At 41.8% G+C, this 26,678-nt stretch carries 29 protein-coding genes; 18 read left to right on the top strand and 11 right to left on the bottom strand.

The features are described 5' to 3' along the window. Nucleotides 1-70: 70 nt before the first annotated feature. Entirely contained in the window at nucleotides 71-430 is a 360-nt protein-coding gene (locus tag HFA01_RS06170) for a YlbF/YmcA family competence regulator (RefSeq protein ID WP_089653229.1), read from the top strand. A 218-nt stretch (nucleotides 431-648) separates the two neighbouring features. Next, complete coding sequence (locus HFA01_RS06165; protein WP_146814306.1) at nucleotides 649-1,419, top strand: enoyl-CoA hydratase; 771 nt, start codon at nucleotides 649-651, stop codon at nucleotides 1,417-1,419. A 53-nt stretch (nucleotides 1,420-1,472) separates the two neighbouring features. Here the strand turns inward: HFA01_RS06165 and HFA01_RS06160 are convergent, their stop codons facing one another. Continuing rightward, nucleotides 1,473-1,658: a YhzD family protein gene (locus tag HFA01_RS06160; RefSeq protein WP_146814304.1), complete on the bottom strand. Its 186-nt coding sequence runs from the start codon at nucleotides 1,656-1,658 to the stop codon at nucleotides 1,473-1,475. Nucleotides 1,659-1,957: 299 nt separating this feature from the next. On the opposite strand from HFA01_RS06160, the gene HFA01_RS06155 reads away from it, so the two are divergent. The 6 genes from HFA01_RS06155 (at nucleotide 1,958) to HFA01_RS06130 (ending at nucleotide 9,369) form a co-directional block, all read left to right on the top strand. Continuing rightward, nucleotides 1,958-2,857: an ABC transporter ATP-binding protein gene (locus tag HFA01_RS06155; RefSeq protein WP_146814302.1), complete on the top strand. Its 900-nt coding sequence runs from the start codon at nucleotides 1,958-1,960 to the stop codon at nucleotides 2,855-2,857. Beyond that, nucleotides 2,850-4,103: an ABC transporter permease gene (locus HFA01_RS06150; protein WP_146814300.1), complete on the top strand. Its 1,254-nt coding sequence runs from the start codon at nucleotides 2,850-2,852 to the stop codon at nucleotides 4,101-4,103. Before HFA01_RS06155 ends, HFA01_RS06150 begins: the two co-directional genes overlap by 8 nt. Nucleotides 4,104-4,268: 165 nt before the next feature. Further along, nucleotides 4,269-5,507 carry a metallophosphoesterase family protein gene (locus tag HFA01_RS06145; protein ID WP_146814298.1) on the top strand — a complete coding sequence of 413 codons (1,239 nt, stop codon included), beginning with the start codon at nucleotides 4,269-4,271 and terminating at the stop codon, nucleotides 5,505-5,507. Then, complete coding sequence (locus tag HFA01_RS06140) at nucleotides 5,504-8,386, top strand: ATP-binding protein (RefSeq protein ID WP_167506182.1); 2,883 nt, start codon at nucleotides 5,504-5,506, stop codon at nucleotides 8,384-8,386. Before HFA01_RS06145 ends, HFA01_RS06140 begins: the two co-directional genes overlap by 4 nt. Nucleotides 8,387-8,470: 84 nt before the next feature. Further along, a complete protein-coding gene (locus HFA01_RS06135) occupies nucleotides 8,471-9,031 on the top strand; it encodes a GbsR/MarR family transcriptional regulator (protein ID WP_146814294.1) in 561 nt (186 codons plus the stop codon). A 140-nt stretch (nucleotides 9,032-9,171) separates the two neighbouring features. After that, on the top strand, nucleotides 9,172-9,369 hold the full coding sequence (locus HFA01_RS06130; protein ID WP_146814291.1) for a sporulation YhaL family protein: 198 nt from the start codon (nucleotides 9,172-9,174) through the stop codon (nucleotides 9,367-9,369). Between the two features lie 37 nt (nucleotides 9,370-9,406). On the opposite strand, the gene HFA01_RS06125 is transcribed toward HFA01_RS06130, so the two are convergent. From HFA01_RS06125 to HFA01_RS06115, 3 genes are all read right to left on the bottom strand, one after another. Next, entirely contained in the window at nucleotides 9,407-10,336 is a 930-nt protein-coding gene (locus HFA01_RS06125) for a peptidylprolyl isomerase (RefSeq protein WP_146814289.1), read from the bottom strand. Between the two features lie 163 nt (nucleotides 10,337-10,499). Beyond that, nucleotides 10,500-10,682 (bottom strand): hypothetical protein, encoded by a 183-nt coding sequence (locus HFA01_RS06120; RefSeq protein WP_035510066.1) that lies wholly within the window; start codon nucleotides 10,680-10,682, stop codon nucleotides 10,500-10,502. A 349-nt stretch (nucleotides 10,683-11,031) separates the two neighbouring features. After that, nucleotides 11,032-11,583, bottom strand: a complete 552-nt coding sequence (locus HFA01_RS06115; RefSeq protein WP_146814287.1) for a DUF3267 domain-containing protein — start codon at nucleotides 11,581-11,583, stop codon at nucleotides 11,032-11,034. Between the two features lie 228 nt (nucleotides 11,584-11,811). On the opposite strand from HFA01_RS06115, the gene HFA01_RS06110 reads away from it, so the two are divergent. Further along, nucleotides 11,812-12,144: a DUF1878 family protein gene (locus HFA01_RS06110; RefSeq protein WP_167506181.1), complete on the top strand. Its 333-nt coding sequence runs from the start codon at nucleotides 11,812-11,814 to the stop codon at nucleotides 12,142-12,144. Nucleotides 12,145-12,201: 57 nt separating this feature from the next. Here the strand turns inward: HFA01_RS06110 and HFA01_RS06105 are convergent, their stop codons facing one another. Continuing rightward, entirely contained in the window at nucleotides 12,202-12,774 is a 573-nt protein-coding gene (locus HFA01_RS06105; protein ID WP_146814283.1) for an HTH-type transcriptional regulator Hpr, read from the bottom strand. Nucleotides 12,775-12,955: 181 nt separating this feature from the next. Beyond that, on the bottom strand, nucleotides 12,956-13,483 hold the full coding sequence (locus HFA01_RS06100; protein WP_146814281.1) for a GbsR/MarR family transcriptional regulator: 528 nt from the start codon (nucleotides 13,481-13,483) through the stop codon (nucleotides 12,956-12,958). Nucleotides 13,484-13,768: 285 nt separating this feature from the next. Between HFA01_RS06100 and proV the strand changes: the two genes are divergently transcribed. The 3 genes from proV (at nucleotide 13,769) to HFA01_RS06085 (ending at nucleotide 16,805) form a co-directional block, all read left to right on the top strand. Next, nucleotides 13,769-14,971 carry a glycine betaine/L-proline ABC transporter ATP-binding protein ProV gene (gene proV / locus HFA01_RS06095; RefSeq protein ID WP_146814359.1) on the top strand — a complete coding sequence of 401 codons (1,203 nt, stop codon included), beginning with the start codon at nucleotides 13,769-13,771 and terminating at the stop codon, nucleotides 14,969-14,971. After that, the gene (locus HFA01_RS06090; protein ID WP_146814279.1) at nucleotides 14,955-15,800 is read left to right on the top strand and encodes an ABC transporter permease; all 846 of its coding nucleotides are present in this window, start codon (nucleotides 14,955-14,957) and stop codon (nucleotides 15,798-15,800) included. Before proV ends, HFA01_RS06090 begins: the two co-directional genes overlap by 17 nt. A 69-nt stretch (nucleotides 15,801-15,869) precedes the next feature. Continuing rightward, on the top strand, nucleotides 15,870-16,805 hold the full coding sequence (locus HFA01_RS06085; RefSeq protein WP_167506180.1) for a glycine betaine ABC transporter substrate-binding protein: 936 nt from the start codon (nucleotides 15,870-15,872) through the stop codon (nucleotides 16,803-16,805). A 766-nt stretch (nucleotides 16,806-17,571) separates the two neighbouring features. Here the strand turns inward: HFA01_RS06085 and HFA01_RS06080 are convergent. The 3 genes from HFA01_RS06080 to HFA01_RS06070 form a co-directional block, all read right to left on the bottom strand. Then, a complete protein-coding gene (locus HFA01_RS06080; RefSeq protein WP_146814275.1) occupies nucleotides 17,572-17,979 on the bottom strand; it encodes a YtxH domain-containing protein in 408 nt (135 codons plus the stop codon). A gap of 168 nt (nucleotides 17,980-18,147) precedes the next feature. Continuing rightward, nucleotides 18,148-18,681, bottom strand: a complete 534-nt coding sequence (locus tag HFA01_RS06075) for a tryptophan transporter (RefSeq protein ID WP_146814273.1) — start codon at nucleotides 18,679-18,681, stop codon at nucleotides 18,148-18,150. 121 nt (nucleotides 18,682-18,802) lie between these two features. Next, nucleotides 18,803-19,261, bottom strand: coding sequence for an HIT family protein (locus HFA01_RS06070; protein WP_146814270.1), 459 nt, complete (start codon nucleotides 19,259-19,261; stop codon nucleotides 18,803-18,805). A 109-nt stretch (nucleotides 19,262-19,370) separates the two neighbouring features. Between HFA01_RS06070 and HFA01_RS06065 the strand changes: the two genes are divergently transcribed. The 3 genes from HFA01_RS06065 (at nucleotide 19,371) to HFA01_RS06055 (ending at nucleotide 22,153) form a co-directional block, all read left to right on the top strand. After that, nucleotides 19,371-20,114: an ABC transporter ATP-binding protein gene (locus HFA01_RS06065; RefSeq protein ID WP_146814268.1), complete on the top strand. Its 744-nt coding sequence runs from the start codon at nucleotides 19,371-19,373 to the stop codon at nucleotides 20,112-20,114. Beyond that, the gene (locus HFA01_RS06060; protein ID WP_146814266.1) at nucleotides 20,107-21,321 is read left to right on the top strand and encodes an ABC transporter permease; all 1,215 of its coding nucleotides are present in this window, start codon (nucleotides 20,107-20,109) and stop codon (nucleotides 21,319-21,321) included. The genes HFA01_RS06065 and HFA01_RS06060 overlap by 8 nt, the downstream gene beginning before the upstream one ends. 130 nt (nucleotides 21,322-21,451) lie before the next feature. Beyond that, a complete protein-coding gene (locus HFA01_RS06055; RefSeq protein ID WP_146814264.1) occupies nucleotides 21,452-22,153 on the top strand; it encodes an EcsC family protein in 702 nt (233 codons plus the stop codon). Here the strand turns inward: HFA01_RS06055 and HFA01_RS06050 are convergent. Together HFA01_RS06050 and HFA01_RS06045 are read right to left on the bottom strand one after the other, a co-directional pair. Then, nucleotides 22,150-23,319 carry a M20 metallopeptidase family protein gene (locus HFA01_RS06050; protein WP_146814262.1) on the bottom strand — a complete coding sequence of 390 codons (1,170 nt, stop codon included), beginning with the start codon at nucleotides 23,317-23,319 and terminating at the stop codon, nucleotides 22,150-22,152. The genes HFA01_RS06055 and HFA01_RS06050 overlap by 4 nt on opposite strands. Nucleotides 23,320-23,456: 137 nt before the next feature. After that, complete coding sequence (locus HFA01_RS06045) at nucleotides 23,457-23,894, bottom strand: ferritin-like domain-containing protein (RefSeq protein WP_089654213.1); 438 nt, start codon at nucleotides 23,892-23,894, stop codon at nucleotides 23,457-23,459. 231 nt (nucleotides 23,895-24,125) lie between these two features. Here HFA01_RS06045 and liaF point away from each other — a divergent pair, with 231 nt between their 5' ends. Genes liaF through HFA01_RS06030 form a run of 3 tightly spaced genes read left to right on the top strand, consistent with a single transcriptional unit; the run spans nucleotide 24,126 to nucleotide 26,582 of the window. Further along, nucleotides 24,126-24,881, top strand: a complete 756-nt coding sequence (gene liaF, locus HFA01_RS06040) for a cell wall-active antibiotics response protein LiaF (protein WP_146814260.1) — start codon at nucleotides 24,126-24,128, stop codon at nucleotides 24,879-24,881. 13 nt (nucleotides 24,882-24,894) lie between these two features. Further along, nucleotides 24,895-25,959 carry a sensor histidine kinase gene (locus HFA01_RS06035; protein ID WP_146814258.1) on the top strand — a complete coding sequence of 355 codons (1,065 nt, stop codon included), beginning with the start codon at nucleotides 24,895-24,897 and terminating at the stop codon, nucleotides 25,957-25,959. Next, nucleotides 25,956-26,582, top strand: a complete 627-nt coding sequence (locus HFA01_RS06030; RefSeq protein WP_146814256.1) for a response regulator — start codon at nucleotides 25,956-25,958, stop codon at nucleotides 26,580-26,582. Before HFA01_RS06035 ends, HFA01_RS06030 begins: the two co-directional genes overlap by 4 nt. Nucleotides 26,583-26,678 lie beyond the last annotated feature (96 nt).

Genomic DNA, 26,678 nt, shown 5'->3' with positions numbered 1-26,678 from the left:
ACAGACGTATAGGAGTTTGTTATAGTGGGGGAGGAGTGTCAGAACGAAAACTTAGGAGGTTCTTATTTTTATGGCAAACCTATATGATTACGCGTATGATCTAGAAAAAGCAATCCGTAACAGTGAGGAATTCAACGGATTGAAAGAAGCATATGAAGCAGTAATGAACGACGAAGCTGCTAAAAAAATGTTCGACGATTTCCGTCAAACTCAAATTACGCTTCAACAAAAGCAGATGCAAGGAGAAGAAATTTCTGAGGAGGAAGTAGAACAGGCTCGTAAAGTTGTTGAGCTTGTACAACAACACCCTCAAATCTCCAAGCTTATGGAAGAAGAACAGCGCTTAAACACAGTCATCAACGACATCAGCCGTATCATTACGAAGCCTCTTGAAGAGCTTTACGGCAACCCTGAAGAACCACAACAATAAATAGTAACACAAAGGAGCTGGTGATCCAGCTCCTTTTTTTTAGGTTATTTCGGAAAGTCTGTATTCAGCGAGCAGTCTTTAAGCCTTCTATGTTTCATGTTTACGAAAGCTCTTTCATGGATTGGATTTTTTGTCGTCTCCTGCAGGAAAGTGGGTGATCCGTGACGAAAAACTAAACCAAGAAGAATTTTTCCATATATAGGAGGAAAATCATAATTATGAAGCACTTCATTGTAGAGGAAAAGGGAAATGTGGTTCATTTGAAGATTGCCCGAGGAGAGAAATACAATGCATTGAATGCAGAACTATTAGCAGAGTTCGCTGAAGCCGCTCGTGAAGTGAGGCGGTCAGAGGCACAAATTGTACTTTTATATGGGGATGGAGAAGGATTCTGCGCAGGTGGAGATTTGAGCATGATGAAAGAGGTGTCTGACAGGGATACCTATGATGAAGTCATGGATGATATCGAAACGATTGTGAAAACCTTCTACTCCATGCAGAAAATTGTTATATCCGCATTGCATGGGCCTGTCGTAGGACTAGGGTTGAGCATTGCATTGTCGGCTGATTATGTCATAGCAGAACCAGATGCCAACTTATCCATGAATTTCATAGGAATTGGATTAGCTCCGGATGGTGGAGGTCATTTTTGGCTGCAGGAACGTTTAGGAACACACCAGGCTAAACATTTTGCTTGGGAAGGACAGCAAATGAGAGCCAAAGAAGCCTATGATCATAAACTTGTGGATATCGTGGTCAATGGCCCTGTCCAAGAAGAAGCAGCACGGCTCGCTGAAGAATGGAGCGGCCGTCCATTGAAATCCATGATTGCCACAAAAGAATTGTATCACCAACATGGGATGGAACGTTTATCACACTACTTGGAAAAAGAACGTGAAAACCAATGGCGGTTACTTCAAACCGCTGATCATAGAGAAGGGGTTGAAGCCTTCTTGAATAAAAGAAAGCCGGAATTTCAAGGTAAATAATAAAAAGTCGCGCATAAAGCGCGACTTTTTATAGTTTAAAATTGTTTTTGGTGTTATCTGTGGAACAGAACTAAGTGCCCTTCAGGTGCAGCGCAGCGATGGGTATGATTGCTGTACCCTTTCTCTTCCAGTTTCTCCGCCCCTATTTTTTTTGCCTCGTCATCATTCTCTGCTTGAAAATTTTCATCGAGGACATTGGTGCCGTCTTTCTCGAATACGGTTAAGTAGTATGTCTTCATTGTTGTGCCTCCTTGAATGAATAGGTATTCATTATTTACTTTAGTCATACACCGTGGATATTCCTGCTTAATCAGCAAATTTCCCATAAAAAATTTCCCCATTACATTCTTTGGCATAAGCTAAAGAGTTGCGGAAGACTCAGCTTCGAGAAAACCTGGGTTCGTTTACCTTATTGGTGTCAGGGGTGGAGGGCAAGAATCCTGCCATATTCTTTAATAACAGTTTTTAATGACAGTTAAGGATTGTTGAAACCATTGAGTTAGAAGTTACGTATATAAGGTGAAAAGGGGGAGAAATGATGACGTTACGTTTGGAGAAAGTGACGAAAAAGTTTGGTTCGTTTACTGCCGTTGATGATTTATCGTTAGAAATTCCAGAAAAGCAGATCTTTGGTTTTCTTGGTGCCAACGGAGCGGGTAAAACCACAACCTTTCGTATGGTTCTCGGTTTGCTGGATCAAACGAAAGGTGAAATATCATGGAACGGTGGAGATGTCGGCTACGACCAGAGTCACTTAATCGGGTACTTACCGGAAGAAAGAGGACTCTATCCGAAGCTTAAGGTCCAGGAGCAGTTGGTCTATTTGGCAAAGTTAAGAGGAATGAAGAAAGCGGAGGCCGTCCAACAGATTGAACGCTGGCTTGAGCGGTTTAAAGTGCCAGAATATAAAAACAAAAAAGTTGAAGAATTATCGAAAGGAAATCAGCAAAAGATTCAGTTCATCTCGGCAGTATTACATAAACCGAAATTGTTGATATTGGATGAGCCTTTTTCAGGTCTTGATCCTGTTAATGTTGAGATGCTGAAAAAAGCAGTCATCGATTTGAAAGAAGCCGGCACATCGATTGTGTTTTCCTCCCACCGTATGGAGCATGTAGAGGAATTGTGTGAAAGTCTGTGTATTCTCCATCACGGTTCTCCTGTGGTGCATGGGAAATTGAACGAAATAAAAAAAACATTCGGGAAAAAGAATGTGAGAGTCATGGCAGATTTCGACCTTGCATTTTTGGGAAGTATTCCTGGGGTAAGAAAGTATAAGCCATTGGGAGATGGCTGTGAACTACAGATTGAGAGTGAGGATATAGCTCAGCGTATTTTTGAAGAACTGCAAGGGAAAGGGTTTGTACGCAAATTCGACCTGGAAGAACCGACTTTGAATGACATATTTATTGAGAAGGTGGGTGCTTCTTATGAATAAGTTCTTGATCATGGTTGCCCAGACTTATAAAAACCGTGTGAAATCAAAATCTTTCCTAATTACCACAATTGTTACTGTCGCACTCATTTTTGCTTTATCGAATTTGCAATCCATCATTGAGACTTTCAGCGATGTGGATGAAGAGAAGAAAGTAGCGGTTGTGACGGATAATGAGGGCTGGTTTCAATCGTTAGATCAGGTTGTGTCGATGAATGACAACCTTACACTCGAGAAATACGATGGAAGTCTTGAAGAAGCTCAAACTGCGGTAGAAGAAGGAGACTTTCAATCAGTCGTTGAAGTGGAGCAAGGAGAAGAAGGGCTCCCCGAAGCGACTTATTATGCGAACAAAATTGCCAATACAGGGGAAAGTGACCCTGTCAGGCAGGCGCTTCAACAAGTGAAGGTACAGTATGTAACTGAGCAGGCTAATGTGGACCCTGCGATTATACAACAAATGAATACTCCTGTTACCTTTGAGTTGGTAGCTCTTGAAGAGAGTGCAAAAACGGCAGAAGAACTCAACCAGACGCGGGGCCTTGTTTATGTGATGCTCTTTTTCTTGTACTTTTCTGTCATTATGTATGGGCAGATGATTTCTACGGAGGTAGCAACAGAGAAATCGAGTCGGGTCATGGAAATTTTAGTTTCCAGCGTATCCCCTGTTTCCCAAATGTTTGCGAAGATTTTTGGCATAGCTTTGTTAGGATTGACGCAATTCGCTATCCTTATTTTGGCTGGTTACTTGGGTATTCAACAAAGCAAGACCCTCGGAGATGGCTCGATGTTGGAGTTTTTTGGTTTTAATGACATCAACCCCGGCACAATCATCTATGCCGTTGTTTTCTTCATTCTTGGTTACTTGCTTTATGCTACCTTAGCGGCCACCTTGGGCTCGCTTGTGAGTCGTTTGGAGGATGCTCAGCAGCTTTTGGCACCTATGATTATGCTGATTGTAGCTGGTTTTCTCATTGCTATGTTCGGCCTTGGAGTACCTGATTCAACCTTTATTACGGTTAGTTCTTATTTCCCGTTCTTCACACCATTGATTATGTTTTTGCGAGTAGGAATGTTGGAAATACCAATCTGGGAAGTTGCTTTATCTATCGGTATTCTGATTGGGTCCATTCTTTTGCTTGCGCTGATTGGCGCCCGGGTCTATCGTGGCGGTGTACTGATGTATGGGAAATCTACTTCCTTAAAAGATTTGAAAACGGCCTTGCAACTATCTAAAAAAGAAAAATAAAGAAACAGTTAAAACCCCTATTTTAAGGGGTTTTTCTTTTTCTGGAAGTGATATAAATGACCTTGTAAAGTGTGCTGCTTTGTTTTTTATCCTGGTTCCATGAGAACGTGCATTCGGTTTTGGGCTCTGTTAAAATGAAGGAAATAGCAGAAAAGGAGGCTGATCATGGTGGCATCATCCATTCGATTCATACATAGCGCAGATTTACATATCGACAGCCTTTTTAAAACGAAGGGCAACTTTCCTGGGGAATTGTTAGAAAGGTTGCGAAAAAGCACGTTCGAAGCGTTCGATCGGTTAATCGACGCTTGTATAAACCACAAGGTGGATTTCCTTTTGATTACTGGTGATTTATATAATGAGGAAATTCGGAGTATAAAAGCACAAGTCCATCTGAGGCGTGGATTCGAACGCCTTCAAGAGCAAGGGATTCATGTTTACATCAGTTATGGTAACCACGATTATTTAGAGGGGAAAACACTCCCCATTGAAATGCCCGGCAATGTACATATTTTTGATAGTCAGAATGTTGAACATTTCCCTTTTGAAAAGGAAGGGGAGGTACAAGCTCATATTTATGGGTTCAGCTATGAAACAAGAGAAGTACGGGATCGCAAAGTCCAGGACTTTAACAAGGTAGAAGGGGCTGACTACCATATCGGAATGCTTCATGGCAGTCTCGATACAAATACAGATCATGATGTCTACGCACCTTTTTCTCTAGAGGAGTTAAAAGGGAAAGGAATGGACTATTGGGCATTAGGTCACATCCACAAACGTTCGGTTCTATCGACAGACCCGCCTGTCCTCTACCCAGGGAATATTCAGGGGAGATCACGAAAGGAAGCAGGGGAGAAAGGATGTTACCTTGTCGAGCACACGCGTGGAGAATGGAAGTATCACTTCGTTCCGTTGCAAAGCATCACCTACGTCTCAACAAGTGTAAGTGATCTTGAAACGACAACATTTGAAGAGCTGGAAAAGATTTTGGAGAATGCGAAAGACAAAGTAGCTGTTGGTTCTCCTGTCATGTTGACAATTACGATGGTGGGATATGCAGGATCTATAGAGGATATTCAAGAATGGGTGGAAGTCATTAATGAAAATGAAGATTTTCATTCCGATGATTGGATTTGGATTGAGGAAATCAAGGTCGAAAGACACACCACCTGGGATGAAGAGGAGTTAATGAGAGGGTCTCACTTCACAGGTGAACTATTACGGACGATTTCTGATGTACACGATGAAGAAGTAAACCAATGGCTTTCCCCTTTGTTTTCTCATCGAAAAGTTTCCAAGTATATTCAGCCGATAAAGGGGGAAGAAACGACAGATATCGTAGAGCAAGCAAAATACCTACTATTAGATAGGATGATCAACCATGAAAGGGGGAGGACATTGTGAAAATCATCCAAATATATATTTACGGATTTTGCAAATGGAAGGATTACTCTTTGGATTTAACTGATCCTTCTCCTCATCTTTTCATAGGAGAAAATGAAGCAGGAAAATCAACCATTTACGAATTTATCTTGTTTATGTTATTTGGGCTGCCTCCAAAACATAGGTTGTCTTTCATACCAAAAACTGGAGGGAGCATGGGCGGACGCCTTACTCTTCTAACGAGAGAGCATGGCAGAGTCACGATTGAAAGAACGCACGAACATGATAACGGAAAAGCGGTCTGCCGACTGGAGACAGGGGAGGAAAAGGATGAATCCTGGCTCCGTGATTTATTGGACGGAATGGAACGAAGGGTTTTTGAATCCTCCTATAGCTTTAATGCGGATGACTTGATGGAACTAAAGAATCTGTCAGGGCATGAGCTTGGTGAAGTTCTTTTGAATATCGGGTTAACGGGATCCGATCAAATTTATCAAACAGAAAAATGGCTCCAAAAACAAATGGACGAATTTTTCAAGCCAAAAGGAAAAAAGCCACTCATTAATGCACAGCTTCAATTGGTTGAAGAGTTGCAGCAGAAGAAAAAGACTCTGGAAGAAGAAGAGAAAGATTATATAAGACTTCAAGAAGCAAAAAGAACTTTGAACGGACGCATACACACCTTGGAAGAAGAATGGCAGAAGACCATTAACCAAATCTACATAACCGAACAAGTCTTGAAAGTGAGAGCTATTATCGTCGATTATCACTTAATAATGGCTGAAGTAGAAAATGAAAGTGACGTATCCTTTCCAGAAGCGGGGGTGGAGCGTTATCAGCAAGTGAAAGAAGTCCTTTTGCCTCTTCAATCGGAACAAAAGCTACTGAAAGCAAATAGAGAAGAACTTGAAGCTGCTGTGCGAGGCTGGAATGATGGATATCATCCATCTCAAAAAGAAACAGCAGAAAAGCTCATAGAAGCCGGATACCCCAAGTATGAGCAAGCCGCTTATGAGCTTGAACGCCTTTCACAACAGATCAGCCGGCTTGATGAACAGATGGAGGAAGAAAAAAATCATATTGATGTCCCCTTGGATATCGATGAGCTCGAGGAATATCCCCTGCCCTTTTACATTGAAGAAACATGGCGGGCTTTGAAGAAAGAAAAAGAAGAAGTGGAACGTGAGGAAGCGTTCGTAAAGGAACAATCAGGCGATATCGACCGTGAGTTTCAAAAGATAGAGGAACGGAAACATGCGATAGAAGCCGAGAGGATTAGTAAGGAAACAGCTAAAGAATATGAAGAAAAGCTGCAGCGGAGTTATCAAATGGCCGCAACATCTGAGAAAGACATAACGGGATTAAAGAATGGGCGTTTGCTAGGGGGCGCATTAGCCGTTCTAGCACTGACTGTTGGAGGCCTCCTTGAAGGAATGGTGCTATTTATTTCTTGTTTGGTCATAGCCGGGGGTCTTGCCCTGTACAGTTACAGATGTCACAAAAAAATTGTAAATTCATCCGGGAAAAATGTGACGTTATCCACTCCTGTTGAAGAAATAGAGCAAGCGAGGAAACAACTGCAAAAATATGATGCCCAAAACAATGAGTACCATTATCTGCGTGAGCAGTGGAAGCAGTTAAACCAGGAAGAGATTCGGCTGCAAGAGAAGAGCCACCATCTTGAACAACGAAAAAGAAGGTTGGAAAGCAGCCTTGATGAACAACGCAATCTCTATCCTTTCCTAGCATCCCTACATGTTGAACATTGGGAAAAGCTCTATCATCTTCTAACACAATTAAAAGAAAAAAAGCGTACACTTAAACGACTCCATCAGGAAAAAGAAAAGCAGTATTCCTCGATGAACCATATTAAAAGAAATCTGGAAGCGTTTTACAAGAAGGAAAAGTGGGAATTCTACGAAGAGAATATGGAGAATCACTGGAAGCGTTTGAAAGAATGGGTCCAAGAGCAGAGTTACAGAAAGCAGAAAATTACCCAAGCAGAAGAACAATTGAAATCCATGAATAAGCGTGCAAAAGAAAATGAAGTGAAGCTTTCCACCTATGTGGAGCAGCAACAAGAGCTTTTCAAAGAAGCCGGTGTGGAGAAGGAAGAAGACTTTTATGCAAAGGCGAAACAAAAGGGAAAACAAGGAGAGCAACAAAAAAAGCTCCAAGATTTAGAACGGCAATTGCAGCGAATGCTGTCAGAAAAAGAGCAGCAGGATTATCTTGTGTGGACGGAAGTTCCTGAAGAAGCTGCACTTTCGGCCCGCCTTGAACGACTCAGAAGTGAAAAGCAACGGATTGAAAACGAACAAAAAAAGAATCAGCAGGCCATGGCTGATCACGATAGCGTCATTCGACAGCTTGAGCATTCAGACGAACGTTCAAGCATTACTCACAAATTACACAAAGAAAAAGCCGAACTTCAAAAACAGTCGGAAGAATGGGCGGCTTATCAACTGGCATGGAAGGCTTTGGAGAAGACGAAGCATGCGTATAAAGAAAAATATTTGCCACGCATCCTACGGAAAGCTGCGGATTATTTTCACAGACTGACGAATGGAAATTATGTGGATGTGAAAATTTCTCCAGATGATGATTGCATTCAGGTCATTAGTAAACAGGGATTCACCTTTTTACCAATGGAACTTTCCCGGGGCACCAAGGATCAATTGTATGTTTCTTTCCGTCTCGCTCTAGGCGAAACGATGGCAGATGATTTATCATTGCCGTTTCTCGTTGATGATGCCTTTGTTCATTTTGACCAGGAAAGATTAAACTTGATGGTTGACCTTTTTGAGCACCTATCTGAAAACCATCAAGTTATTCTCTTTACGTGGCGGGAGGATTTGGAAGGAGCGTTTCAATCTCCTCAAGTTCTGCGATTGAGTTAAAATGGATAATAAGGTCGCAATGTAAGGACATTAATGATAAAATGTTTTAAGATTACTGAGGAATAAGCAAATGGAGGGTTTCCATTGCCAGAAACGAACAATAAAGAATGGAACAAATACGAAGAAACGATTGAACAATTTATTCAAGTCATAGCTAAGAATATGAGCCTTTATGGGGTAACCCCGTCCATTGGTCGCTTGTATGGAGTGCTGTACTTCTCACAGGAACCCATGACCCTGGATGACATGCGGGAAGCTTTGGAAATGAGTAAGACGAGTATGTCCACAGGCGTCCGTGCTTTATCAGATATGAAGATGGTAGAACCTTCGTTTAAAAAAGGAGTCCGTAAAGATTTATACAAGTCCGAAGAAGATTGGTATAAATCTTTCACTTCCTTGTTCGGAAGCCGTTGGAGGCATCATACGGAGACGAATATTGAAGAAGCAGATGAAGCTATTCAGGAACTTCTGGAGCTGAAGGAGAAGACCACGGACGAAGATCTTCAGGCAAAAATAACAGAAGACATTGATCGACTGGAATATGCCCAAAATTACTATCGGTGGCTGATGAGATTCATTCATGTGGTAGAATCCGGGGAGATCTTCCAATACGTCCCCAAAATTGATCAAAAAGATAAAAAGTAAAAAATCCGATGTGGATAGCTTGTTAGCTGTGCACATCGGATTTTTTTGTTGGCCTTTATGAACAACACGCGGGAGCTTGTATCATATTTGTTTGCGGTCTCTCATAGACTAGAGACAAAAGGAGCAGGGAGGATGAATTTATGTTATTCGGTCTTCCGATTTGGGTCTTTCTGTGCATTGTCTTTATTTTCATAAGCGGATATATGGCCATCCGCGCCATGAGAGCGGAGCACAATCTCGAACAAGAGTATATCGAAAGGGAAGGTCAAGTGTATTTGAAGCGGATTGAGAAAGAGAAAGAGCGGCGGGGTAAAAGAGATGCCATGATGTCAGAATAAAAGCCAGGTGAATGATTCACCTGGCTTTTGGTCTTTATTATTCTTCTTCAGAAGAACCTTCTTCTGAGTTATTTCCCTCTGGATTTGTACCTTCTTCTACTGGAGCTTCCTCTTTATCAAAGAGACCTTCAAACTCATCGATTTTTACGTCAATTTCAGAGTTCTGCATAAGCTCATCCATTTTCTTCTGAAGCTCAGCCTGATCGACTTTCTGGCTCGTCAACGTGCGCTTAATTTCATCTTTCATATCTTCATAAGATTCAACGTCTTCTTTATCACGCTTGTCTGTCACTTTGATGACGTGGTACCCAAATTGAGATTGAACAGGTTCACTTACTTCACCTGGCTCTAGTTCATAGGCTTTATCTTCAAATTCAGCAACCATTTCTCCAGGTCCAAACCAGCCAAGCTTACCGCCTTGCTGTGCAGAACCGTCAGAAGAATATTCAGCAGCCAGCTCTCCGAAATCTTCTCCATTATCGATTTTTTCTTTCACTTCTTTCGCTGTTTCTTCATCAGAGACTAGGATGTGGCTCGCTTGAACTTCTGTCTTCATGCGGTCATAATAATTTTTCATTTCTTCTTCTGATATTTCGATTCCTTCAGAAGCCGCTTTTTCCTGCAATAGGCTCATACGGATGGTTTCTTTGAAAGCTTCTTCATCAGCAAAGCCATTTTGCTGAAGAATGTTTTCAAAATTATCGCCGTATTGTTCTTTGATTGTTTCTAGTTCCTTGTTTACTTCTTCGTCAGAAACCTCATAATTGTTGGCAAGAACTTCTTTCATGACAAGAGTCTGAAGCACTTGCTCCCCATACTGAGACTTCAATTCCTGATAGAACTCTTCTTTCGTTACTTCTCCGCCGTTGGTTTCAACAACAACTTCTGATTCATCTGCATTGGATGAACAAGCTGACAAGGTGAATACGCTCGCTGCTAATGCAGCAGTGATGGCTATTTTTTTCATAATCCTGACACTCCTAAAACTTATTGTGAATTTCGTGACGTAGAGATTTGCTCACAGCCTATCAGTAAATATAACACATTATAGAGGCAATGTTCTATAATGTGTTGTGAAAATATAGCAATTCAAAAAAGACATAGAAAAAACAGGCCAACTTCGGCCTGTTTTAAAGTGTATTAAGCACTTCCACATAAGAAGAGATCAGTAATATTGTAATCAGTACGTTGATCGTGCGGAAAACACGTGTTTGTTTTTCGTTCGACATTTTCGTCTTTGTGCATAAGGAATGTGTGAGTGAGTTAAACACGAATAAAATGACGAGCGCGTACAAGCTGAATCCAAATGCCATGTTGGTACCTCCTTTATTCCCTATGAAACTACTCTATCAAAGTTTGGGTGGATTGAACAGAAAAAAGCAGGTCGGATTTCCCGGTTAGAACAAAAAAGTCTGATTCAGAAATAAAATGACAAATTCCGACTTAAACTAAAGCTTCCGTTTGTGGATGGTTCTTTGCTGATTTGCTTATAAAGCGAGTGTCTGGGAGATGGAGCTGGGGGAGTAGCTTCCCAACCACCCCTGACGTCTATTGCGGGAACGAACCCCGAAACATCGCGCAGTCAAGATTCCCACGATCCTTCCATGTATTTTGTGAGAAGGCATAAAAAAACAACGTTCAAGGGAGTGAACGTTGTTTTTATTAAGCTTTTGGCTGCTGAATTAAGATATCGTAGCCTTCTTTTGCATTCTCGATTAAGCACTTTTTCGGTGCTTTGGCGAAATAATTTAAATAGAGAAAATCAGAAAAAGATAATCCGATGTTCACAGATGCAAAGAGTACGAGATACGCAAAGTAATGAGGGAAGACATATCCCATGATGAGTGCGGGAACTGTAATCAAAAATGTTGGTGCAAGAGCCATCATGATTGACGTCTTCTTTGATAGTCGAGTTTTGCACTGATAGGTGAAAGTCGGTACATAGCGCTTTCTGAATTTGAACTTAACGCGCAACCGCTTATAACTGAGCATTAATGGCAGCATATGCATCAAGCGGTGCATCGATGGTAAGAAAAACAAAATAACCAACAACGGTAGAAAACCGTGATCATTCATCTCATGCGTACCGTGAATCATTGAATACGGCAGGTATAAAATCAGGAATGATAGTAGTCCTGTTAGAAATGACATCAGGTAAACACGGTTCAGACCGAATTCTTTATTGATGTTTACTGTTTTCCAGCAGTTCATCATAAGAATCCCTCCCTTACAACAAAAAATACTGTGAATTTATTATGAATATCGATATGATAGTAGTACGTTTTATGTTTCGTTTGTTTGGCACAAGACGAATAATAGTATGTTTGAAGAGAAAAAGCAATAGGTTTTTTGTAAAAAAAACACTTGCTTTTCATTCTTTTGTTGAAAGATCTAATAAACCTTGTCATGGCAAGGGTGACAGCAGGTTGTGGAGGGAGTATTTTGGAGAAGGGAAATCGATGTGAAACCTTTGCATTCCACTTGAATTTGTTACTAGAAGTCGAAGAGATGAAGAAATATCCATTTACGAAATTAGTCATTGAAAAAAGCTTAACAAGAAAAGAATATATGGAATCGTTACAATTGCTGGAAATTTTGAATGAGCGTTACGAAGAGGATGTAGCAAACGGCTTAATTAATCATGCGGATCTAATGATTCACTTTGCCGGGATGCTTTGTTATAAGTTACCTATAGAAGAGACCTTGGAAGCTCTTGAACAGCAAGGACTTTACCCGGAATTGACGAGCCTGCTCAATCGTCTCCATTATAAATAGAACCCTTTCCAATAAGAGTTTACTGGAAAGGGTTCTATTTGTTTAGGGTCCTATTTGTTATGAGGACTTTGATTTCTTCTTATAGTCCTCAATATCCGTTGGTTGTTGGACGAGTGGTTCCTCTTCAATGTTTTCTAGTGAACGTTCAAGGATTTCTATATATTCATCCCCATAGATCTCCTTGATCAAAGCAGATAAATCTAAGAACTCAGGAAGCTTTCCATACATTTCTGTCATTGGCATAACGCCTCTCAGTACAGAATTATCTTCTGGGTTATACTCATTCAGCGTTGCTTCTAGAAGTTCAATCCCTGCCTCAGTTAACTCTACATAAGTGTTTCTTTTGTCGTTTTCACGTTTAGAAAACTGAAGGAGGCCGCGCTCTTCCATCTTCTTTGAGAAATTGAAGGCGGTTGAAACATGCATGACACCATACTTGGAAATCTCAGAAATGCTCGCACCTTTCAAATGGTAAGCAATCCATAAAATGTGATGTTCATTGATGTTTAATTGGAATGGCTTAATCCATTCCTGCCAGTCCTTTTCAATGGCTTTCCAAAGCGCCTTGGAGAGTTGAGCCATCTTATGACTGTAGAAAATGGCTTCTCTTTTTGAGATTTTGTCTTTCATTTACCTCACCCTCTTAAGGTATTTTTTAAAACTATTCTATCCTCAATAGGCTATTAGTTTCTAAGAGTTTCCCACTTATTATAATATAAAATTTTAGTAAATTATCAAGATATAATGTGCTGAAAATAAAATTAACATGCAGAGACGGTAAAAGGTGGCCCTGCATGTTAAAAAAGAGGAGTTAATCAGAAGGGTGATCGTTATCACTAGGGTCTAACTCTTTGAATGCTTCGGCGATCCATTCATGAAAACGGACCATATCTTCCATACGTCTGTAAAGTTGGTCCGCCTGCTGCATTTCCTCTTGATTGTTATATTTCTGTATTCTGTCTTTCAGTTCACCTTCCATGCTTTCAATTGTGTTCTTTTGTCCATTTGCGGCTGACTGCCACTTCTTTATATAGGAAGACATGAAATTCCGATATAAGTTTTCGTTCGCTTGATAAAGGTCTTTACGGAATCCTTTTTTCCATACTCGTTCGACCAGCCCCTGGTCCAATAAGCCTCTTACACCTGTACTCATAGAAGTTTTACTTTTCCCCAAAGCCTGGCTCATTTCATCTAATGTCATTGGACCCTGATGCAGATAGAGAGTAACAAACAGCCGAGCATCAGCTGGGGTGAGTCCAAACATTTCCAGTGTTTTGGAAAATTCATGTGTGACTTTCGTATGCATGTCTTCAAGGAAATGGTGGTCTTTTACTACCATAAGATCCTCCTTCGCAAAAAATCTAAGTCTACATTACTATAATTTCCATCTGTTTAAAAATAACTGAAAGGGCTTAAATATAAAGGATTTAAAAGTAAAATGGCGTAAACTATGCTTTAAACTCTGTACAGTTTTAACTGTACGTAATTTTTGTTCTTGATTTAAAGTATTTATCGTTTGAACTTTCTATTACAAATAGGTTACATTATGTAAGGTGATTGAGTGAGTACGGAAATAAAAAAGATGAAACGTACCATAATAAACAAAAAAGAAGAGGTGAGAGACGTGCCGATCATTCAGGTAGAAAACTTATCGAAAATCTTCGGTAAGAATGCTAAAAAAGCTACCAAATACTTAGATGAGGGTTTATCAAAAGAAGATATTCTCGAAAAAACCGGAAATACTGTCGGTGTTAACCGCGCGTCCTTTGATGTAGAAGAAGGGGAAATCTTCGTCATCATGGGACTGTCCGGGAGTGGTAAATCGACACTCGTCCGATTAATTAACCGATTGATCGAACCAACAGAAGGTAGTGTATATATTGATGGTCAGGACTTGGCCAAGATGGACAGTAAAGATTTACGGGAAGTCCGTCGCCAAAAGTTGAGCATGGTATTCCAGCGCTTTGGTCTTTTCCCACATCGTACGGTATTGGAAAACGCAGAGTTTGGCCTTGAAGTACAAGGGATTGATAAAAATGAGCGGAAAGAAAAAGCGAAGAAATCTCTGGAGATGGTTGGTTTAGGAGGATACATCCACCAGTTCCCTGGTCAATTATCCGGGGGGATGCAGCAGCGTGTTGGTCTTGCAAGAGCTCTGGCAAACGACCCAGAAGTTCTATTGATGGATGAAGCCTTTTCTGCCTTAGATCCATTGATTCGTAAGGAAATGCAGGACGAACTATTAGAGCTTCAAGAATCCATGAAGAAAACCATTTTATTCATTACCCATGACCTCGACGAGGCGTTAAGAATCGGTGACCGTATTGCCCTCATGAAGGACGGGCGCATTGTTCAGATTGGTACACCAGAAGAAATCCTAGTGAATCCAGCAAACGATTACGTTGAGAAGTTCGTTGAGGATGTGGACCGTTCCAAAGTCTTGACGGCTGAAAATATTATGAAACGACCAGAAACGGTGGATATTCAAAAACATGGTCCGCGGACAGCTCTTGAACGGATGCGGAAAGAAGGTCTTTCAAGCATCTATGTAACAGATGCCAAAAGAAATCTGCATGGATATGTAACGGCTGATGACGTTTCTGCTGCTGTGAAGCAGGATTCAGACAATTTGAAAGGGATTCTTCGCACAGATGTGCCAAAGGTTGATCCTCAAACACCGATGCAGGAAATTTTCGATATTATCCATGATTCCCCGGTACCTGTAGCTGTCATTGAAGAAGGAAAACTGAAAGGGGTAATTGTGAGAGGAGCCGTACTAGCGGCGTTAGCTGGAAGTGAGGTGAATTTAAATGGGTTTGATTCCTAAACTGCCTGTAGCGGAGTGGATTGATTCGGCAACAGAATGGACAACAGATACATTTGAATTCTTATTTGATTTTATAAAAGAAGACTTTGGTGACTTTATTGAAATCGTAGCAGAAGATTGGTTGATGGGCATTCCCATTTGGCTATTCATTATTGTAGTAGGTGTTTTAGCCTTCTTTGCTTCTGGAAAAAAGTTGGGCTTAACAGCTTTTTCAGTCATCGGCCTATGGTTTATTGCCAACCAGGAGTTATGGGAAGAGTTGATGAATACATTTACGCTCGTTATATTTGCGAGTCTGATCTCCGTTATTATCGGTGTTCCATTTGGAATTTGGATGGCAAAAAGCAAAGTGGCAGAGAAAATCCTTACACCTGTCCTTGACTTCATGCAGACGATGCCAGCCTTCGTCTATCTGATTCCAGCCGTAGCTTTCTTTAGTATCGGGATGGTGCCAGGGGTGTTTGCTTCTGTCATTTTTGCAACACCGCCGACGGTACGTTTTACGAACCTGGGAATTCGTCAAGTATCCCATGAGTTGATTGAAGCATCCGATGCTTTCGGTACGACCGGAACTCAGAAATTATTTAAAGTGCAATTACCAATGGCTAAAAAGACGATCATGGCAGGAATTAACCAAACAGTCATGCTTGCCCTATCTATGGTAGTCATAGCATCTATGATTGGTGCGAAGGGACTTGGGCAAACGGTTATTACAGGGCTTCAGCGTGCTGAAGTCGGGACTGGATTTGTTGCAGGACTTGGTATCGTTATTCTGGCGATCATCATTGATCGTTTCACACAAAACTTGAACACCCAGCGTGGTGACTAGTAAATATCGTTAGAAAAGGGTCCTTGGATCTTTTATCTATATAAAATTTTTAAAAGGGGAGAGATTTACATGTTTAACTGGAAACGTTTCGGCATGGTTGCCGGACTATCTTTAACACTTGTAGCTGCAGGTTGTGGATCTTCAGAAGATGAAGGCGCAGAGTCAAATGGAGATGCTAACGGTGATGAAGCCGCTTCTGAAATGAATTATGGAGAAGAGATGGGCTATGAAATCACTGGCATCGAAGCAGGTGCAGGTGTCGTAAGTTCTGCAGAAGATGCTATTGAAGAATATGAAAATCTAAGTGGTTGGGAAGTTGCTACCTCTTCTTCCGGTGCCATGGCAACAGCTCTAGGAGAAGCTATTGAGAACGAAGAGCCGATTGTTGTTACGGGCTGGACGCCACACTGGAAATTCGCTAGATACGACTTGAAATACCTTGAAGATCCAAAAGAAGTTTTTGGTGGCGAAGAACAGATTAAAACAATGGTACGTTCAGGACTTGAAGATGATAAACCGAACGCTTACAAAATACTAGACCAGTTCAGCTGGGAAGCAGCGGACATGGAAGAAGTAATGCTTGAGATTGCTGATGGCGCGAGCCCTGAAGAAGCGGCTCAAAACTGGATTTCTAACAACCAGGATAAAGTAGAAGCTTGGACAGAAGGTACCGAGGAAGTGGACGGTACTGAGGTCGAACTTGTTCTTGTAAACTGGGACTCTGAGATTGCTTCAACAAACGTCGTGGCAGAAGTCATGAAGGAGCAAGGCTTTGATGTAACGATTACACCGCTTGACAATGGACCGATGTGGGAATCTGTTGCCGCTGGCGAAGCAGATGGAATGGTGGCTGCATGGTTGCCAGGTACCCACGGTGATCAATACGAGCAAAATAAAGACAATTTAGAAGACCTTGGAGCGAATCTTGAAGGTGCGAAGATTGGTCTAGTTGTTCCTGAATATATGGATGTCGATTCCATTGAAGATTTAGAAGCAGCTGAATAATAAGCTTAAAAAAGCGTGTAGAGGTTTGTGCCTCTACACGCTTTTATTTTGCGCATTGGTAAATTCCGCAGTTTATTATATAAGTTCCCTTTACTTGAAGACTCAGTTTCGAGATGTTTTCGGGGTTCGTTACCCAGGTTCAGCGTTAGGGGTGGTTGGGAAGCTACACGTCCAGCTCCATCGCACAGACACTCGCGTCATAAGCAGAACAGCAAAGGAATGAAAGAGCACATTCCGTTGCTGTTCTGCTTATGCCAGTCGTGTCTACCAGGGCGATTCCGCATTTGAACACTTTCCTGTGGGGGAGCGCCGAGCTTCCTCGGACTGCGTCCTGCGGGATCTCGCCTATCTCCTTCTCCCACGGGAGTCTCGCAGCTTCCCAACCACCCCATTCGATGTATGTGAGAAACGAACCCCTTTCCAAGTAGGATTGTCTTCCGCTATCCCGATTGTTAAAATTATAAAACGCTCTGTATCAAGCTTTCAGAGTTTAAGTACCTAGGCATGGAAGTTTTAATCTTATATTCCAATTAAACGGAATAGCTGTTTATTCTGGAAGTGGTTTCGAGATTCTGATATAGCCCCCATCCACTCAATAAAAGTCTCGAAACTGAGTCTTCAACAATCCTGCCATATACTTTAATAATGGATATTTAACAATAAGTGTCTAACTGCCCTTTTGTGGCATAGAGCAGGAGAGGATGGAATATAGATAGGGGGAGAAGGACAAACATAAAAAATCCCGCTCGAGGCGGGAGGTTTGAGATTATTGGTGGTTGATAACTTCATGACTCGGTTGTGTCGTGTGATTGGCTTGCTCAGCCTTTGCTTTCTCTTCCAGTTCTTTTAAGCTTGCTTCAATTTGTTCTAAATATTTTTGAATATTTTTTTGATGGGGTTCAACCGTACGCTTCCAGCTTTCAATGGAGGTTTTTACATCTTCGGAAAGCTCTTTGATCAGCTGTGCCCCTTCTTTAGACGTTTGAGTAATCTGGTCCTTCAATTGCATGCCTTCTTCTTTTAAGCTGAGAACCGTATTTTTTAAGTTTTCGCTTTTCAGTTTGGCATTCTCTCTCAAATCACGACCAGAGGAAGGGGTACTTAGTAACGTATAGGCAGCTCCAACGACTCCCCCGACTATGAATCCCAGCGCTAATGATTTTCCGTTTGGCATATCAGTCAGTCTCCTTTCAATCACTCTCTATTTTATATTTTCTCTTAATATGTATGAATGAAACCTTAAAAACATAAAAAAATATTCTTTATAGGGAAAGATAAAGCAAAGGCACTACATTTGATGTAGTGCCTTTGGTGTAAGTCAAGGTTCTTCTGTATACCCTCTTTAAGAGGCTGGTTGAGCTGCTTTAGCAAGGTTTGATCGTCTTAAGATCTTTCGAGCGATCGGGTACATGATGGCTACGAACAACACGTTAAACGCAGCTGCAGGTAGAACAACTGTGACAAACATGAGTCCAAAGCTGGCTTCCATAAGTCCGATGATGTACAGGACAACACCTAAGAAGATGGAGCCGCTAATCATGGTACCGATGGCTGCTAAAGCAGGCTGTACGAACTTTTGATGTGATATTTTTTTAGTCAATAGGACAAGCGCGAAAAATGCAAATGCGGTTAGCGGCTTGTCGATAATATTGGCCAGTTGACCGCCTGGAACGGTGGTAGTCATCGCTGAGATGAATCCTGTCGCTAAAGATAACAATAGGACATAAGATGGTTTAGGGAACAATAAGATTCCCAGGAACATCATAGCGAGCATCATGTCCGGTCGCATTCCGAAAAAGAACGGGGGTGCGACGGCATGCAGAACAGCACCAATTCCTACAAATAAAGACAACATGACTAAAACACGAATATTCATTTAAACATCTCTCCTCAACTATTCTAATCTCATCTGAATTTGCCATCCAAACGTGCCCTCATGACCGTTTGCGATTGCATGCTAGTATTATAGCAGTTTTATCTTGAGAAAATCAATCCATTTAACTAGGGATGTGGTGATTGATTTCACCAGCGATGGCTTGTAAATCTTCTGGCGAGTAATCATCGGAATGGACTTCCCATTTCGCGCCGAATCCATCCCCTTCACCATATCTCGGAATGAGGTGGATATGTAGGTGGAATACAGATTGGCCCGCTGCTTCCTCATTGTTGTTTAAGACGTTCAAGCCAATAGGAGCATAGGTTTGTTTAATTGCATTTGCGATCTTCGGCACTCTTGAGAACAACTTCTCTGCTGTTTCTGGATGCGTGGTGTAGATGTTCTGGCAATGCTGTTTCGGAATAACTAGCGTATGACCTTTTGTTACTTGACTGATATCAAGAAAAGCGTACACCTCATCGTCTTCGTACACTTTTGCTGAAGGGATTTCCCCATCAATGATTTTGCAGAAAATGCATTCATCTGCCATATGCAAACACTCCTTTCCGTTTGATAGCATTGTACCATATCAAAGAGTGAAAACTCGATGTAGACGGTAAGTGAAAAGTGTAAGAGACGTGAAAGTATGATAAAATTTGTGCAGGAAAATTAAAGAAGTGAGGGATAAGATGGAACCTTTATTACATATCAAAGACCTCCACGGAGGGTACACCCATAAAAATGTACTCCATGGCATATCTTTCGATGTCCATCCAAACGAAATCGTCGGCCTCATCGGTTTGAATGGCGCGGGTAAAAGTACGACCATCAAACATATCATCGGAATGATGCAGGCGAAAAAAGGGAAAGTCTCGATTAATGGAACATCATTTGAAGAGAATCCGGAAGAGTATCGACAGCAGCTCGGTTATATTCCGGAGATGCCTATTTTATATGATGAATTGACTTTGTATGAACATCTACACTTGACAGCTATGGCCTATAATGTACCGGAAGACGTATTCAAACAGAGGTTGCAGCCGCTTCTTAAAGAATTTCGTATGGAGAAGAAGCTCAAATGGTTTCCGGTGCACTTCTCTAAAGGGATGCGTCAAAAGGTAATGATTATGTGTGCATTCTTAATCGAACCGGACCTCTATATCGTGGATGAGCCTTTTGTAGGACTGGATCCCCTCGGTATCCAGTCTTACCTTCAGTTGATGGAGGATATGAAAGAAAAAGGAGCAGGGATTTTGATGTCGACCCATATCCTTGCTACAGCGGAGAGATATTGTGATCGTTTCGTTATCCTTCATGAAGGAGAAATTAGAGCTAAAGGAACGCTTGAAGAGCTGCGGACGTCATTTAATCAGCCGGGTGCATCTCTTGATGATATCTATGTGCAGCTGACAAAGGAAGAGCAATATGATTAATGCGAAGGAGTTTTGGAGGAAACGTTTCTCTGAACATACGAAAGAGACAAGCCGTTACTTAAAGTATATTTTCAATGAACACATTGGTGTTGCATTATTGTTCTTTATCTCGGCGCTCGCTTATTACTACCGACAGTGGCTGCAAGACTTGCCGGAGGATTTTCCGACCATATGGATTATAGCGCTCGCTTTTGGATTCATCACGGGGTATAGCCCTGTTCGTACGCTCCTCAAAGAGCCGGATTTGGTTTTCCTGCTTCCCGGTGAGTATCAATTGGGTGATTACTTCCGCCGCTGCTTATATTACAGCTACGTTGTCCAGCTTTATGTCATTCTCCTAATCTCGGCAGCCCTTGGTCCGTTGTATTTTGCCTCGTATCCAGAACTTGGTACCCGGCATTATTTAATGATGATCGGTGTTGTCCTCATCATTAAAATTTGGAACATGATGTCCAACTGGTGGATGTTGAAAGAGAGAAACCCCAGGATACGACTTATGGACCAAGTTATCAAAGCGGTATTGAACATTACCATTTTTTATTTTCTCGCTCAGGGAGAGTGGGTTTATGCAAGTGTTGTAACGGTACTGCTTGTAGGTGTCGTCCTTTACACCTATTCTCTCTCCAGACAAAAAGCCGGACTAGCTTGGGATTTACTAGTAGAAAAAGATCAGCAGAGAATGAGGACCTTTTACAGAATTGCCAATATGTTTGTGGATGTTCCTCATTTAAAAAATACAGTGAAAAAGCGTAACACGCTTGTACGAGCGATTGTGGATCGGGTTCCTTACCGGCAAAACCAGACCTTTTCCTATTTGTATAAAATAACTTTTATACGAAGCAGCGATTATTTAGGTATGTACATCCGCCTTATAGTAATTGGTGCCCTGGCCATTTGGTTTGTATCCAATCTATGGGTCAAGGTCGCGTTTGCCATTCTATTTCTCTATTTAAGTGCATTTCAAATGATGACATTGTGGAATCACCACCGCACTATTGCTTGGCTGGATCTATATCCGGTTAAGAAAGAATGGAAGGAAAAGGCAATCCTGCAATGGTTGCAGCAGATCATGTTGTTTCAGACCTTCCTCTTCGGCTTATTGTTTATATTCCAATGGAATCCTATAGGGCTTGTTCTTGTGTGGGTAGGCGGAAGTATCTTCAGTTATCTATTTATACAAAATTACGTGAAAAAGAAATTGACGTAACAGGGAAGACTACCTAAGCAGTCTTCCCTGTTTCATATTAAAACTCTTATCTAGAGCGGCTTCGTTCCATTTGTCTCGTGTGTTTTAATACCTAATTGTACAGACACAAAAATATTCGGAGGTGTTTTGTATGAGTTATGAAGAGCAGGCAAAGAAAGAAGCCTTGCGTTGGAGTAAATCATTGGACAAGCGCTCGTCCATTATAAAAAGAAGCTCGAAGCGGGTGCAGTCTAAAATAAATGAAAAAATCCCAGATCGTGTTCACGGGGTTGTGACGGACAGTGTTCGTTCCATGATTGAACTTGCATTAACAACCTCAGAATATATACAACCCATAAAGGTACATCCGGATTGGAGCTTTGAAGAGCGTGAGAGGCAAGTCCGGGAATTAGTGAGAAAATATAAGAGGACAGCAGCTGTGGAAGGCGCAGGTACGGGCTTCGGTGGTTTCTGGTTAGGGATAGCTGACTTCCCTCTGTTATTAAGCATAAAAATGAAGTTTTTGTTTGATGCGGCTCAGATTTACGGTTGGAATGTTCATTCATACGAAGAAAGGGTGTACTTACTTCACGTATTTATGCTCGCATTTTCAAGCGATCATGCCCGAGGGGATTTAAAACGTAAGGTAATGGAATGGAACGACTTAGAAATAACAGAGAAAAATGTAGATTGGAAGACGTTGCAGATCGAGTATAGAGATACTCTCGATTTAGTTAAGCTTCTTCAATTGGTCCCGGGTTTCGGGGCCGTTGTAGGATATGTTGCGAATGGGAGATTATTAGAACAATTAGGGGAGACGACCATTCAGTCAAGCCGCCTCCGTTTACTTTAACTGTCTTGATAACTAATAAAGGTTTGGAACAATGTTTTAGCTGCGTGCGGGAGTGCTTTTTCATCGAAATCGAATTTTGGATGGTGATGAGGGTAGTAATGGTCTGGAATCTGAGCACCTGTAAAATAAAAAGTGCCTGGCTTGTCCAATAAGTAGTAAGCAAAATCCTCTCCAGCCATGACCGGTTCGACTTCTTCTGTGCGTAAAGAAGCGTCAGCCTTGTGAGCATGTTGTAAAACTAAGTCCGCTTCTTCTGGGTGATTGACAACGGGGGGGTACCCTTTTTCGTAAATGAACTCGTAGTCTGCGCTGTTTGCTTCACATGTGCCTTTTATGATTTTTTCCATTTCTTCAATGATTAAAGTTTGCACTTCAGGATCAAATGTTCTAACCGTACCGGTTAAGGTTGCTGAATCCGCAATGACATTAAAGGTCGTTCCCGATTCAAATGTTCCCACTGTGAGAACAGCTGTCTTTAAAGGGTCTATCCGGCGGCTGACGATTTGTTGTAAGGACGATACCAATTGGGAAGCGATGACGATAGCATCTTTCGTTTGATGCGGCTGGGCCCCGTGTCCACCCTTTCCTTGAACTTTGATTTCGAATCGATCTGCTCCGGCCATAAAAGCTCCTTTAGAGGTTTGGATGACTCCTGTCGGGGCATTGACCCATAGATGAGTGCCGAATACAGCATCTACGTCATTGAGGGCTCCTGATTCGACAATCGGTTTTGCCCCTCCAGGTGCATACTCTTCGGCGTGCTGATGTAAGAACACGATCGTACCTGGGAGTTCTTCCTTATGAGGAACTAGTGCTTCCGCCAAACCTAGAAGAGCTGCGGTGTGGCCGTCGTGACCACATGCATGCATGGCCCCATCATTCTTAGATTTATAAGGGACTTCATTTTCTTCCTGAATAGGTAAGGCATCAAAATCTGCTCTTAGGGCAACCGTCTTCCCTGGTTTTCCACCTTCCATTCTGGCAATAACTCCATTTCCTCCGATATGACTTTCATATGGAATCCCCAGTTTCTCATATGTATCCGCAATGAACTGAGCCGTCTTCACTTCTTGAAATGAAACCTCTGGATATTGGTGCAAGTGACGGCGAGTCTCGACCATTTTCTCGTATTGTTCATCAATGGCTTGAAAGACGTTTTCCCACATATTTTTTCCTCCTTGTCATCTTGCTGAAGTTTGGCAACTATTTTCATAAATTGTAATATACATTCAGAATATTCTCAAACAGGTCCCCTTATCGAGTGAAAATAAAAAATCCCCTGTCTTGGACAGGGGGGAAGTAGTCAGTCTTGTAGGCGGGAATCTTGAAGTAGACGTCCGATTTCTTCCATATGACCGGTTTCGTCTGCAATCATATCATCGAGCTTTACAGATAATTCAGTTAATCCTAGCTCTTCCGCTTGTGTTTTGCGTTCTTCGTAACGCTTGATCGTCTGACGCTCGGCTTCTCGTGCTTCTTCTAACATTGGTCTCACTTCAGTCATTTGCTTGACTTCAGCAGGTGTTGTCGTCGGAGTTCCGCCCAGCGTGCTGATTTTCTCAGCTAGATAAAGCGCATGTCCTTGTTCATCGGTTACTTCGCTTTCGAAAAATGGCTTGAGAACAGAACGATAGAGCCCCGTAACGACAGCCGCATTATACGTGTACATAATAGAAGCTGCGTACTCATGAGCTAAATCTTCGTTAAGACCATCGATTAGATTTTGCATTTTTTGATCCATACAACAACATCCTTTCTTTTGTGCTCCTTTATAAATATTCCCATCACTATTTGGTTTAAACATACCTCCGACTAGAGGCGGAGATAACTCCGTTCTCTGGATTGTTTTACAAGTGTCCATTTCCAGATAAGATTAGGTTATACATTTGCCACGGAAGCATTTAAGACAGAAAGGAAATATAGATCTTCTGTCGAATGTAATTTACGGAAGGTTAAAAAAGGGTGAGCAATTATGCGTAATAAAATTTCACAAGTCGTCATCGCACTATTACTAGTTGTATTTGGATTTGTTCTTCTCTTGTCGAATTTGAACATTATTTCCCTGGAAATGAGATGGACCTGGGGGAATATTTATCCGATCATTTTGTTATTGATTGGTTTAAAGTTTTGGTTGGACGCGTTGTTGAAGAAAGGCGGAAGTTGGATCGTTGGTTCATTCCTCACGATTTTCAGTATGCTTTTGCTGTTGGATCGACTGGGTTTTTTTGAATTCTCCTTTGGGGATGTATGGCAGCTTTGGCCGCTTCTTTTCATATACTTTGGATTTAGCATTTTTTTAGGTGGCAAAGGCTCTAAAGTGAAAATTGAATATGATTCCAAAGGGTCCTCTTCAAACAAGCTAAAGTCCAAGCATATGATGATTGGAGACCATTCTTTTAATGATGAGAACTGGAAGGTGGAACCCATGGATTTATGGAACGGAGTTGGTGATTACCGGTTTGATTTTACACGTGCCTTCATTCCAGATGGAGATACGCCAATCATCGTGCGCGGCTGGGTTGGGGATGTCAAAATGTTAATTCCAAAACATGTTCCGTTCCGTGTAGAAGCAAAAGTAAAGACTGGGGATATCCGTGTCGGGGGACAGAAAGCGGATGGAATGCACAGAAGTGTAGAGTATGAAACCGATGATTATTCGATGGCCACTCGCCGTTTGACCATTGGTGTCGATCTTAAAGTGGGTTCGATTCGTATCGAACAGGTGTGAAAGGTGGGAAAACATGTTAAAGCAATTGAATAGTATACGTTACATGTATATCCGATCACATCTGTATGGGCTCATTTTAAATACGTTTATCCTGCTCAGTATCCTATTGTCTATTTACGTGTGGTTTCAGCCTGATTGGTTAAGTGCAGGAGCCATTTTGATGTTCATGCTGCTCTACATTGTCATTGGGTTTATCATGTCTCTGTACGCGGGCTTTCGGTCCAGTGGGGATGTCAAACATCGGTTGGATTACATATCGATGATGATTACTCAGCTTTCTCGGGGGAACTTCAGCAAACGGATTTATTTTAATGAGAATGATGAAATTGCTGCTGTGGGAGATGAATTGAATGTGCTTGGCGAAAAGTTGGAGCAGCAGAAAGATTCGCTCGTAAAGCTTGCTGATGAAAAAAGTGAATTGGCACGCACAGCTCACAAGGCGGCTACGATTGAAGAGCGTCAACGACTTGCCCGCGACTTGCATGATGCCGTGAGCCAACAATTATTTGCCTTAACGATGATGGCGCAGGCTACAGAAAAAATCTTTGATCGTCGTCCGGAAAAAGCGAAAGAACAGCTTCAGGAGATTACTCAAATGGCTCTTCAGGCCCAAACAGAAATGAGAGCGCTCCTTCTCCATTTACGGCCTGTTCACTTATCAGGAGAACCATTGACAGAGGGGATTAAAACTCTCATAGAAGAATTGCGTCAAAAGTGTCAAATTGACTTTGATGTGGATATGGAAGATTTGGGAGATCTGCCAACGTCAGTAGAAGAGCAGTTGTTCCGGGTTGTGCAAGAAGCACTTTCAAATATATTAAGACACGCCAATGCTTCTGAGGTGAAGGTAGAAGCCACTCATGACCAAAAGGAGATTTTCCTACATATTGCCGATAATGGGGTAGGGTTTGATACCGAGGATAAAAAAGCCAACAAGGCCTCTTATGGATTGAAAACGATGCGTGAACGGTGTGAAGAAATTGGCGGCTCATACTCTTTACGTTCAAGGAAAGGAGAAGGTACACATATCGATGTTCGTGTTCCTGTAAAAGTAAATGTTAAGGGGGAAGAGGAATGATTCGTGTTGTAGTCATTGATGATCACGATGTCGTCCGTAAAGGTGTCATTGCCTATCTAAGTACTGAAGAAGATTTAGACATTGTGGGAGAAGCGAGCAGTGGGTATGAGGGAGCAGCGCTGGTTAAAGAGAAAAAACCGGATGTTGTTCTCATGGATTTGATTATGGAAAATGGGACTGGAATTGAAGCGACAGAAGAAATTATGAAGACGGAATCTTGTAAGATCATCATTCTAACGAGTTACTATGATGATGAAAAGGTTTTTCCGGCGCTTGAAGCAGGTGCGTTTAGTTATATGCTGAAGACATCATCAGCCGATGAAATTGCCGAAGCCATCCGAAAAGCAGCTCTCGGTCAAAATGTGATTGAGCCGAAAGTCGCTACAAAAATGATGACCCGTTTCCGCCAGGACCGAAAACCACATGAGGAGCTCACAAAACGTGAACTGGAAGTGTTGAAATGTGTGGGGGAAGGTATGACCAACCAGGAGATCAGCGATGCCCTGTATATAGGAGTCAAGACAGTGAAGACCCATGTCAGCAACATCTTAAGTAAACTTGAGGTGCAGGACCGTACACAGGCTGCTGTTTATGCTCACCGGAATGGACTGCTTAAAAGGTAAAAGGGAAGAACCGCTTACAGGCGGTTTTTTCTTTGTCAAAAATCAACCGTCCATATGAAAATGTCAATGGTGTGGAGGACTATGAAACTACTTTGT

Source organism: Halobacillus faecis (genome assembly GCF_007991335.1).
GTDB classification, from domain to species: Bacteria; Bacillota; Bacilli; order Bacillales; family Halobacillaceae; genus Halobacillus; species Halobacillus faecis.
This window is presented reverse-complemented; position numbering and strand designations above follow the sequence as displayed.